Source organism: Senegalimassilia anaerobia JC110 (assembly GCF_000236865.1).
GTDB classification, from domain to species: Bacteria; Actinomycetota; Coriobacteriia; order Coriobacteriales; family Eggerthellaceae; genus Senegalimassilia; species Senegalimassilia anaerobia.
This window is the reverse complement of the sequence record NZ_HE611017.1, coordinates 149987-159349: the sequence shown is the minus strand read 5'-3', so window position 1 is coordinate 159349 and position 9363 is coordinate 149987. Positions and strand designations below refer to the sequence as shown.

At 62.7% G+C, this 9363-nt stretch carries 6 protein-coding genes; all 6 read left to right on the top strand.

Annotated features, from left to right (window positions below; genetic code table 11):
• The first annotated feature begins 92 nt into the window (after positions 1–92).
• The 6 genes from SFHG_RS08995 (at position 93) to SFHG_RS08970 (ending at position 9289) form a co-directional block, all read left to right on the top strand.
• Positions 93–356: a HigA family addiction module antitoxin gene (locus tag SFHG_RS08995; protein WP_202898164.1), complete on the top strand. Its 264-nt coding sequence runs from the start codon at positions 93–95 to the stop codon at positions 354–356.
• A 720-nt stretch (positions 357–1076) separates the two neighbouring features.
• Positions 1077–2327: a substrate-binding domain-containing protein gene (locus SFHG_RS08990; RefSeq protein ID WP_202898163.1), complete on the top strand. Its 1251-nt coding sequence runs from the start codon at positions 1077–1079 to the stop codon at positions 2325–2327.
• Positions 2328–2341: 14 nt separating this feature from the next.
• On the top strand, positions 2342–3496 hold the full coding sequence (locus tag SFHG_RS10255; RefSeq protein ID WP_052297915.1) for an ABC transporter permease: 1155 nt from the start codon (positions 2342–2344) through the stop codon (positions 3494–3496).
• Between the two features lies 1 nt (position 3497).
• Positions 3498–4253, top strand: coding sequence for an ATP-binding cassette domain-containing protein (locus tag SFHG_RS08980; RefSeq protein ID WP_202898162.1), 756 nt, complete (start codon positions 3498–3500; stop codon positions 4251–4253).
• A gap of 156 nt (positions 4254–4409) precedes the next feature.
• Entirely contained in the window at positions 4410–4607 is a 198-nt protein-coding gene (locus SFHG_RS08975) for a hypothetical protein (RefSeq protein WP_042436513.1), read from the top strand.
• 53 nt (positions 4608–4660) lie between these two features.
• Positions 4661–9289, top strand: a complete 4629-nt coding sequence (locus SFHG_RS08970; RefSeq protein ID WP_238318324.1) for an acyl-CoA dehydratase activase — start codon at positions 4661–4663, stop codon at positions 9287–9289.
• The last annotated feature ends 74 nt before the right edge of the window (positions 9290–9363 follow it).

Below are 9363 nucleotides of genomic sequence, written 5' to 3'. Positions count from 1 at the left end.
GACAATGATAGTATAGCATGCTGTACAACGATGTATAATATGCAAGCAACAATTGGTTGGGGTGGGGACTATCACTCGTGAAAGGGGCGGTTATGGACAAGCTTCCGGCTATTACTCCGGGCGAGTTGCTGAAAGAGGAGTTTTTGGAGCCGCTTGGCGTTTCTCAGTACCGGCTGGCGAAGGAGATAGGCGTGCCCGCGCAGCGCATAGGGCAAATCGTGCTGGGCAACAGACGCATCACCGCGGACACCGATTTGCGGCTTTGCCGGTTCTTCGGCTTAAGCGACGGCTATTGGCTGCGCGCCCAAGAGGCCTACGATTTAGAAGTTGCCCGCGAGAAAATAGCCCCGTGCTGAAACGCATCAAGCCATGGAGCGGAAAAGCCGCCTGCCTGTGATGAAAAACGTTTGCAGTCGTGCAATAGATTCGATGCCGCCAAAAGTCCCTAGGAAAAATTGCAATTTCGCCAAAAAGTCGCTCGAAAAAGTTGCTCGTTGCCTGAAAAGTCCCTTGGAAAAGTTTAAAAACCCAGGTCAAAAGAGTTTGAATTCGTTTACCGTGCCTTTCGTGTATGAACGGCATAACTGAGACCGTGCCAATCGTGTATGGCCCAGGTCAGAGACGTGTGCGTTTGGCGCACTTGCTGTAGTGCTGGGGGCGGCATCGGGTTCTCCGCATGGAACGAATGGGACAAAGGGATGGCCCCTTTGTCCCAGCAGCGCTGGATGGGATGGGAGTTGCGCAGGTGATTCCCCGTGCGAAACTTTTCTTGTGAAGTTGCTTGATGGTAACATAAGTCACTGACAAATTCGCCGTGTTTAACTAGACTTGTTAGCCGTGTATAAAAGCGGCTTTGACGGGGCGTTTTGTTGAAGCGCGGTGTTTGCGCGGCGTTGATGAGTGCAGCTGCTTGGGCTTGTCCGCTTTCGTTGTCTCTTGCATGGTGCCGCTTGCTTCGGCAGGCGGTGCTTGCTGGCAGCGGGTTTGCGACGGCGTTCGGCCTGGCTGTGCTATTTGCGCCGTGGCGCTTTCGCATTTCCCCCGTGAAGCCTTTCCCCTCGAAAGGCGGGTTGGATATGGCGTATCCGAACATGTCGCGCCGCGGCTTCGCGGCGCTTGCGGGTGTGGCGGCGCTGTCGGCGCTGGGACTTTCCGGATGCTCGGCGGGCGAGGGCGCGCAGGGCTCGGCGGCGGGCAGCGGCGCGGGTGCGGGTGCCGCCGGCGACGGCACCACGTTCTCCACGCGCGTCGAATCGCGCGAGCTTATGGGCAGCCCCGATGCGTGCGACGTGCGCGTGGGGCTGATCATGGGGCCGCCGTCTATGGGGCTGTCGCAGTTTATTTTGGCTGCTCAGGCGGGCAAAACGTTCAACAACTTCACGTTCGAGCCCAATGGCGTGGACTACGTGGGCCTCTCGGCGCTGTTCAACAAGGGCGACTACGACATCTGCACGCTGCCCAGCAACATCGGCCCCATCCTGTACAACAACGCCGAGCTGAAGAACCGCTACGAGGTCATCAGCGTGAACAACCTCGGCGTGCTGTACGTCATGACGAACGACGCCTCAGTCAGCACGCTCGACGACCTGCGAGGGCGCACCGTCTACAGCTACGGCGAGGGCGGTACGCCGGAGTACACCATCGAGGCTCTGCTGGCGAAAAACGGGCTGGACGGCACGTTCAACCTGGAGTTCAAGTCCAGCCCGCTTGAGGTGCTCAACATGATGCAGCAGCAGGACGGGTGCGTGGCAATCCTTCCGCAGCCGTTTGTTTCCCTGGCGAAAATCCTGGTCAACCCGCTGTACATCCCCATCGACCTGACGGTAGAGTGGGACCGCGCGTTCGCCGACACGGGCAGCCAGGCCGTCACCACCACTACCATCGTCAACCGCCAGTTTTTGGAGGAGCACGAGCAGGCTGTGGTGGAGTATCTGAACATGGCCGGCCAGTCGGTGAGCTGGACGCTTGCGAACACGGGCGACGCCGCCGCGCTGCAGGAGGAGTTGGGCACGTTCCTCAACAATTCCGTGGCGCTTGACGCCATGCCCTACATCTCCATGGTGAACCTGACGGGCGAGGATATGCGCACGGCGCTGTCGGGCTTTTTGCACGAGTTGTATCTGGCGAATCCCGATTCTATCGGCGGCAAGATGCCCGGTGAGGACTTTTATTACCTGCCGCCTGAAGGTCAGCTGGACGAGCGCTTCCTGCAGGCGGGCTTGGAGCGGGCCACGCAGCATGAAAGCAGCGCCGGCACCGGCAACGGCGGCGTGACCGCTAGCGCGGCCGACGCGCAGGCCGCCGTTGAAGCACTTGGCGGCAAGTAGCGGAAAAGGGAACCATGTTTGAAAAGTTTAAAGGCCTGGTAGGCGGCATGGGCGCGCGTGGCGCCGTCGCCACCGATGTGCCCGACGAGCTGCCTCGTATGCAGTTTGCCGCCATTGCCGCGAAGGTGGGCATGCCCGAGGAGAAGGTCGCCATGATGGCTCAGATGGTGCGCCAAAACGGCATGGCCGACTCGCAGATGGGCTTCATGATGCAAACGGCCACGGCCAAAGGCGTTACCTGCGATGAGATCATGAGCATGCTTACCAGCATGGGCGTGACGAAAAGCCAGGTGGTGCGCGTAATGTCTGCGCAAGGGCTTATGGCCGAGGACGAGGCGCTGCGCATCCTGGAAGCCGAGCGCGCCGCCGCCGAACGTCGTGCGGCCGCTGGCAAGTTCAACGCGCGCAAGCAGTTTGCTCGCAAGGTGCTCATCATCGTGTTTTGGCTGGTGGTGTGGGAGCTACTCGACCGCATCGTCAACAATCGCCTGGTGCTTGCCGGGCCCATCCGCACGGCTCAGGCGCTGGCCGACCAGGTGGTCATGCCGAACTTCTGGATGATCGTCGGCGCCAGCTTCGGGCGCATCGCGCTGGGCTTTTTACTGTCGTTTGCGGTGGGCTTCCTGCTGGCGCTGGTGGCGTGCCGCGTGCGTCTGTTTCGCGACTTCATCGACCCCATCATCAGCCTGTTGCGCACCATCCCGGTGGCGTCGTTCATCATCTTGCTGCTCATATGGGTGGGCAACCAGGCGCTTACCGTGTTCCTGGCTTTTTTCATCGTGCTGCCGCTCATCTACACGAACATGGTCACGGGTTTCGAAAGCGTCGACAAACAGATGCTCGAGATGGCGCGCGTATACGGGCTGTCGAAGTGGCGCACGTTTTTGTACGTGTACCGTCCGGCGTTCATGCCGTTTCTGCTGTCTAGCACCAAGATTTCGCTGGGCATGACGTGGAAAAGCGGCATCATGGCCGAAGTCTTGGCCACGCCGAAGCCCTCCATCGGCAAGGAAATGGCTACGGCGCGCACGTTTTTGGACACGCCCGACCTGCTGGCGTGGACCGTGGTGGTGATGGTGGCGTCGGTGCTGTTCGAGAAGGCATTCATGGCGCTGCTCAAGCGCGCGAACCGTCCGCTGGGCGGCTTCATCGGGAAGCGAGGCGAGTAGCGTGGGACCGTTCGGGAAGAAGCGGGCCGTTGCAGACGTTGGCGCAAGCGCGGGCGAAGGCGTGCTTGCAGGCATGGTTGGCGGCGGCGATGCGAGGATGCGCGCCGCAGATGAGGTGCTGCCGGACGTTGAGTTCGATCGCGTGTGCAAGGCGTACGGTGCCAACGAGGTGCTGCGGCGCGTCACGTTCACGTTGCCGGGTGGCGGCGTGCGCTGCCTGATGGCGCCCTCGGGTAGCGGTAAAACCACGTTGTTCCGGGTGTTGTTGGGCCTCGAACACGCCGACTCCGGAGAGATTCGCGGTGTTTCCCCTGGCCGCATCAGCATGATGTTCCAGGAAGACCGCTTGTGTGAAACCTTGACGCCGGTGGAGAACGTGGCGCTGGTGCTGCCACCCGATACAAGGCGGCCCGACGTGGCTGCGCTGCTGGCCGAGATTTTGCCGGCGGATTGCCTGAGCCAGTCGGCCATGGAGCTTTCCGGCGGCATGCGCAGGCGCGTTTCGCTGGCGCGCGCGGTGGCGTTCCCAAGCGACCTTATCGTGCTTGACGAGCCGTTTACCGGTCTGGATCAAGCAACGAAGGAGAACGTCATCGCCTTCGTGCTGCGCCATCGCGCCGGTCGTACGCTGTTGGTGGCAACACACGGCGAAGACGACGCGCGCCTGTTGGGTGCCGATCGCATCAACCTGGCCGATGTGCAAGACGGTGGTGCGGACGCTGCGGCGGGGTTTGCGTGGCTGCAGGCGGCGGTGTGACGAAAGCTAGGTAAGTCGTCCGCGGCGGGCGAGCCGACGACGCGCCGGCATCGCGGGGCACTTGCGGGCGCATACCTGATGGGGCGGCAGTTTCGCGAGGCCGATCATGTTCCGAGCCGCCCAGAAACGTTATCGATCCTCTGAAAGGATTTGCATATGGACACAACCAAGACCATGCGCCAGCTATGCGCGGACGAGCCGAAACTCGAAGCTTTCCTGCAGTCGAAGGGTTTCCCCTTCTCGCTGGACAACCCCATCGTCGACTTGGTCACGTTCGAGGACGTGTGCCAGGTGCGCAGCCTTGATCGCGACGAGTTTTTGGGCGAGTTCGAGGCATACAAGGCCGGCGCGTAGGTTTTGCGCGCGAGATAGACGAGAGCAGCTTGAAGGAGCAGAGCGTGTATTACATGGGAATCGATATCGGTGCGTCGTCGGTGAAAGTGGCGGCGGTTGACGCAGGTTGCACCGTGCTGCGCGTGATTCGGCGTGCGCACAAAGGCTCGCCGTTGCCGTGTTTGCGCGCGATGCTGGCCGAGCTGGCCGATGGGAGCGCCGACCGATCCCTGCCGCTGTCCGCTCAGGCGTGCGGCGGTGTGGTCGCTACGGGCAGCGGCGCGGACATGCTGCGTGCGCTGGTTCCGGGTTTGCGTGTGCTTGAAGAGGTTCCGGCCCTGGTCAAAGGCGTGCGTGCGCTGAATCCGCAGGCGGCGTGCATCATCGGCATGGGTGCACAGTCGGGCGTGTTCGTTACCGGCATCGCCGATGGTGTGGCTCCGGAATTCGCCATGAACGAAAGCTGCGCGGCCGGCACCGGCAGCTTCTTTGAAGATCAGATGCAGCGCCTGGGCCTGCCGCTCGAGCGCTATTCCGACTTGGTCGCCGGTGCGCGCAGCGTGCCGCGGCTGTCGGGGCGCTGCAGCGTGTTCGCCAAAACCGACATCATTCACCGTCAGCAGGAAGGCGTGCCGGTTGAGGATATCTTGCAGGGTTTGTGCCACGCCACGGTCAAGGCGTTCAAGGCCACTATCGTGCGAAACCTGCCGGTTGAAAAGCCGGTGGCGCTGGCTGGCGGCGTGCTGGAGAACGCTGGCGTGGTTCGTGCGGTGCGCGAGGTGTTTGACCTGGCGGAAGACGAATTGCTCGCGGACGAGAAGCTTGTGTGCGCGCAAGCGGTGGGCGCGGCGCTGGCAGCGGCGGAAGGCACGGGCAGGCGCGATGACGAACGCATTGCTGCGGGCGATGGCGCGGGTTTGCATGTTGCGGGCACGGGCGCGGCAAGTGGCGCGTCCGCGGGGCTTGCGTCGCTTGACGCCTTGCGCTCTGCGCTTGAAGGAACGCAGGCTGCGCAGGCCGACGATCTGCCGCGACTGCCTCAGCTGCCGCAGGTCGATTGCGCGCCGAATCGCGGTTTCGCCTTGGCCCCAAGCCCGTGGAACCCGCAGGGTTCGCCTGCCCGCGAAGGTGGCGCGATGCCGCGCTCGGCGGTGGTGGATGCGCTGGAACAAGGTGCTTCCGTGCCAGTGGCGCTGGGCGTGGACGTGGGATCTACCAGCACGAACCTTGTGCTTGTCAGCACTGACGGCGTGCTGCTGGACGCGCAGTACCTGCGCACGCGCGGCAACCCCAAGCAGGCTGTGCGCGACGGGCTTGCCTCGTTGGCGCAGCGCGTGGGCGATCGCGCCTGCGTGGTGGCCGCGGGTGTGACGGGCAGCGGGCGCACCATGATCGGCAAGCTCATCGGAGCCGATGCCGTACGCGACGAGATCACCGCACAAGCGCGCGCTGCCGCTGCGGCTGACTCGCAAGTGGACACCGTGTTCGAAATCGGCGGGCAGGATTCTAAGTACATCAGCCTGGTTGCTGGCCAGGTGGCCGATTTCCAAATGAACAAGGTGTGCGCGGCGGGCACGGGCAGTTTCGTGGAAGAGCAAGCGGCGCGCCTGGGCATTGCGCTTCCCGATTACGGCTCGCTGGCGCTTTCGGCGGAACATCCCGTTGAACTGGGCGAACGTTGCACGGTGTTTATGGAAACCGCTATTAATGCCGCTTTGGCGAAAGGCGCGACCAAGTCCGAGGTTGCTGCCGGCCTGTGCCTGTCGGTGGTGCGCAACTACCTGCACAAAGTGGTGAACGCCAAACCAGTGGGGCAGCGCATCGTGCTGCAGGGCGGCGTTGCCTACAACCCCGCCATCGTGGCGGCCTTCCGCGCGTATGCGGGCGAGAGCCTTACGGTCAGCCCGTGGTTCGCCGTTTCGGGTGCCGTGGGTGCAGCGCTGTTGGCTGCGGAGTCCCAGGGCGTGCTAGAACCGGTGCAAAACGGTGAAAGTGCTGGTGTGGCGCACGGTGCAGCCACAGTGTCGAGCTCGTGCGTTTGCCGACGGGAAAATGTGCTCTCTAACTTCAAGGGCTGGGACCTTTTGGGCGTCTCGCACGAAACCCGCCGCATCGACCCGGCTGAAATTGCCGCAAACCGCGCGTTCTTCCATAAAGTCGACGAGATGTTCCTCGAAGGCTACGACCCCACGCGCGACCCGGCGAAGAAAACGGTGGGTATCCCACGCTGTTTGATGTTGCACAAGCTATTTCCCATGGCTAACGCTTTCTTCAAGCAGCTCGGCTTCAACGTGGTGCTGACCGACGCATCCGATGAGGAGACGGTACGCCTTGCGCAGGCAAGCGCACAAGGCGAGACATGCTACCCCGTGAAGCTGGTGCACGGTCACATGGCGCAGCTGCTTGATATGGACGTCGATTACGTGTTCATGCCCAGCGTGCACACCATTCGCCATCTGAAGTCGACGGTGCCGCACAACTACGCGTGCACGTATATGCAGTCCATCCCGGCCATCGTGGCGTCCGAACTGGACTACGAAGGCCATGGCATCACGCTGTTGAATCCCCTGATGAACCTTGATTTCGGACAGGGTGCCATGGCAGAGGTCATGCTGCAGGTCGGAGCGCAACTTGGCCGCACGCCGCAGGAAACGGCGCGCGCCATGCTGGCCGGCGGGTTCGCCGTCACGGAGTTCACGCGCAAAACCGAGGAGCTGGGCGATCAGCTGCTGGCCGGTCTGAAACCAGGAGAGCGCGTTATCGTGCTGATCACGCGCAACTACGGCATCGTGGATCCGGCGCTGAACATGGGTATACCCGACATGCTGCTCGATCGAGGCTGGAAAGTTATCACCGTAAGTCATCTGCATGCGCATGACCTGGGCATATCCGCGGATTATCCTGGCGTGGTGTGGCCGTTCGGCCAGCATATCCTTTCAGGCGCGAAGCTCGTTCGCCGCGACCCGCGCCTGTTCGCCGTGTACCTGACCAACCACGGTTGCGGCCCCGACACCATGATCAGCCATCTGTTCGCCGAGGAAATGGGGAGCAAGCCGTACCTGCACATCGAGATGGACGAGCATTACTCGAAGGTGGGCGTGGAAACGCGCGTGGAGGCGTTTTTGAACGCTATCGAGCATTACGAGGCGGCGGATTTGCGCGGCACGCCTACGTCGCGGCACGTGGTGAACTCGGCGTGCGAACCGCTGCGCGAAGGCGAGTTAGCGGGCTTGCCATCGTTCGGGCCGTATGGTCCGCTTGCGGCGCAGTGGTTGCGTGACCAGGGCATTCCCGTGCGCGAGCTGGTGCCCACGCCGACAACGTTGGAGCTGGGGCGCAAAGAGTGCACCAGCAAGGAATACTACTCGTTTGCCAGCTTGCTGGGCATGAGCTTGGCAGCTGTGGGTGAAGGTGGCGATGGGGAGGCTGCTGCCGATGGTTGTACGGCCGTGCGCTCTGAGGGTCCGGCGCAAGCATACGGCGAAGGTGTTGGTGCTGTTGACGGGCCGCATGCCGAACATGATGTCGCTGCGGCTGCAGTCGCGAGTGCGGAAGGTGGTTGGCGCGTTAGCCAGTTGTTGCTGCCGTCGTCGCAGGGCGGCGAAGCCGATGGGCAGTTCGACCGCGTTATCCGTAGCGTACTGGATGCGAAGGGGCATGGCGACGTGCGTGTTGTGGCACCCGATGTGGAGCTGCTGCCGTGCAATGTGGCTGATCTCGAGGGCTTGTTCGTGCATGTGCTTGCCGGTGATGTGGTGTGGGCGGCCGCGCCTGCTGCGCGTCCCGCGTTGCAGGAAACGTTCGCAAAACCGCATTTGACCTTGGAAGACGTGTTGGCGGCGGCGAGCGCTGCCCGGGAAAGCTGGCAGGATGTGCCTGTAGCGCCTCGCAAAACCCTTGCGCTTGTGGGCGAGTGGCCGCTGGTTGTCGGCGACGAGCTCACGGGCGGTTTGTTCGCTCGCTTGGAGGGCGAAGGCTACCGTGCGATGCGCGCCCCGTTCGCCGAATACTTGCTGTTCGTCTGGGAAGACGGCTGCGACGAGGCAAGGCACGGCAAAGTGGTGGGCGGCCTCATGCCCATGTTGGGCGAAACCGGCGCACCGAGGGTGGTGGGCCTGCCGGACGTGCCGGCGTCTCAGCCTGAATCCGACCGTGATCAGACGCTCACGCTTTCGGACGTGCAGGCGCTTGCTGTCGGTTGCGAAGCAGCATGCGCTCACGCGCTTGGCGGCTGTGACGGTTCGCATGAGCACGCGGCGGCGCAGCCGCAGCTGGCAACGGAGCCGCTGGAAGTGAGCGCGGCGGTTGAGGCTGACCCGCTGTTCGGCGCGGAACAGCGCACGCTGCCACAAGACCAGTGGCACGCGGTGCTTGAGCGGCTTGGCGGCATGATGCAGCAAGTGGCTGACGCGTTGGGTGATATGTCCGCCTATGCGTCGGACCATTCGCAGCTTCGCCAGATCGCAACCGACGCGCTGGGTCAGTTTGCAGGCGCGAACGCGCGGTATCGGTACGCGAAGGCAGTGCAGGCGGGCCAGAGGGCCGACGGCGTTGTGGCGGTGGCGTCTATGTACGAGAACGCCGACATCATGCTGCGCTTGAAGAGCGTGCCTTGCCAGGCACCGCTTTTGCACTTGGCGTTCGACGGCGCGCTTGACCAAAGCGTCGAAGAGCGCCTGCGATCGTTTTTGTACTACGTGTAGCGCCGCCTGCCAATAGGCGGCGTTACACGGCGCCGAGTTGCCATTTTCGCTACATGATGGCATTGACGAGCAAG

Excerpts from the sequence above, each read along its gene's own strand:
- SFHG_RS08995 (WP_202898164.1), top strand. The coding sequence starts at position 93 with ATGGACAAGCTTCCGGCTATTACTCCGGGCGAGTTGCTGAAAGAGGAG.
- SFHG_RS08990 (WP_202898163.1), top strand. The coding sequence starts at position 1,077 with ATGGCGTATCCGAACATGTCGCGCCGCGGCTTCGCGGCGCTTGCGGGT.
- SFHG_RS10255 (WP_052297915.1), top strand. The coding sequence starts at position 2,342 with ATGTTTGAAAAGTTTAAAGGCCTGGTAGGCGGCATGGGCGCGCGTGGC.
- SFHG_RS08975 (WP_042436513.1), top strand. The coding sequence starts at position 4,410 with ATGGACACAACCAAGACCATGCGCCAGCTATGCGCGGACGAGCCGAAA.
- SFHG_RS08970 (WP_238318324.1), top strand. The coding sequence starts at position 4,661 with ATGGGAATCGATATCGGTGCGTCGTCGGTGAAAGTGGCGGCGGTTGAC.